Here is a 1,385-nt window from a genome sequence, read left to right on the forward strand (position 1 = left end):
CGCCGGGTCATGTATGGATGCCCCCGTTCATGCAAGCAGTTCTTCGAGCGGCTTTGAACGTGTGATCGGGTGCGGTCATGTATCAGGCCTATTTTGCGGCCCGAGTACGACCGCTGGCCGGTATGGAGCTACGCGGGCCTGGTGCAAATCAGTTCTACGAGCTCGTGGCTCACTGACCCGGATGCATTCCCAGATCCACTCTCACCGATCTTTGTCCTTACCGTTCGCTGACCTCCTCACACGCCGACGATCCGTCCTGACTTTAGCTCAGCACTTGTCTACACTGCAGGCAGAACGGAATCCTTGTAATCTTCGTTCTTGGTCATCATTGCCCAGATGGATCGAGCCATTTTGTTGGCGAGGGCGATCGCGACGAGCATGCGAGGTTTGCGCGCCAGCATTCGTGCCAGCCACGAGTTCTCGGGTGGAGCCTTCCGGCATGCCCATCGAATGACGGTCATCGCGCCAATGATAAGAAGCCGGCGGATGTCGCGTTGTCCCATCTTCGATGTTCGGCCGAGAACCTGCTTTCCTCCGCTTGAATGCTGCTTTGGCACCAAGCCGAGCCAGGCCGCAAAGTCTCGCCCCCTGCGGAAAGTAGCCATCGTGGGCGCGAAGGCCTCAACTGCCATGGCGGAAATCGGTCCCATGCCGGGCATGGACATGAGGCGAGCGGTACTCTGCGAACGCTTCGCTTCCGATCTGAGTGCCTTTTCCAGCGATGCGATCCGAGAGGACAGCGCGTCGATTTGGTCCAGATACAGTCGCCCGGTCTCTACAACGATAAGTTCGAGGCCGGCCTCGTGATCTTCAATAATCTCCGCCAACAGGGCCAGATTCGCAATGCCTTGAGGTGCAATGACACCATGCTCGGCCAGATGTGCGCGAAGGGCATTGATAAGCTGTGTTCGCTGACGGACGAAGAGGTCCCGCGTCCGGAAGAGCATGGCGCAGGCCTGCTGCGGTTCAGACTTCGGAACGACAAAGCGCATCGACGGCCGGGTCGCTGCTTCCACGATCGCTTCCGCGTCGGCAGCATCATTCTTCTGTCGTTTGACGAAAGGCTTCACGTAAGCCGGCGGGATCAATCGAACCTCGTGGCCAAGCTTGCCGATCTCACGCGCCCAGTAATGCGCGGTGGCACACGCTTCCATCGCGACCGTGCATTTGGGCAGTTCCGTAAAGAAGGTGATCACTTGGCCGCGAGACAGTTTCCTGCGCAAGACCACACCGCCATCGCTTCCGGCGGCATGAACCTGAAACACCCGCTTTGCAAGGTCCAGACCGACGATGCTAACTTCATTCATGGATGCTCTCTCCTCTAAGTGACGTTCTGGCGAACATCACTCTGGCACATTGCGATGCCGTCGGGAGGGGGCATCCAC

The 1,385-nt window shown here is 58.6% G+C and carries 1 protein-coding gene; it reads right to left on the minus strand.

Annotated elements, in window-relative coordinates:
* Positions 1 to 278: 278 nt before the first annotated feature.
* Positions 279 to 1,307 (minus strand): IS110 family RNA-guided transposase, encoded by a 1,029-nt coding sequence (locus AKG11_RS33490; protein WP_050747154.1) that lies wholly within the window; start codon positions 1,305 to 1,307, stop codon positions 279 to 281.
* Positions 1,308 to 1,385: the final 78 nt, after the last annotated feature.

Origin of the sequence: Shinella sp. SUS2 (genome assembly GCF_001262505.1) — a bacterium.
Lineage (GTDB): Bacteria > Pseudomonadota > Alphaproteobacteria > Rhizobiales > Rhizobiaceae > Shinella.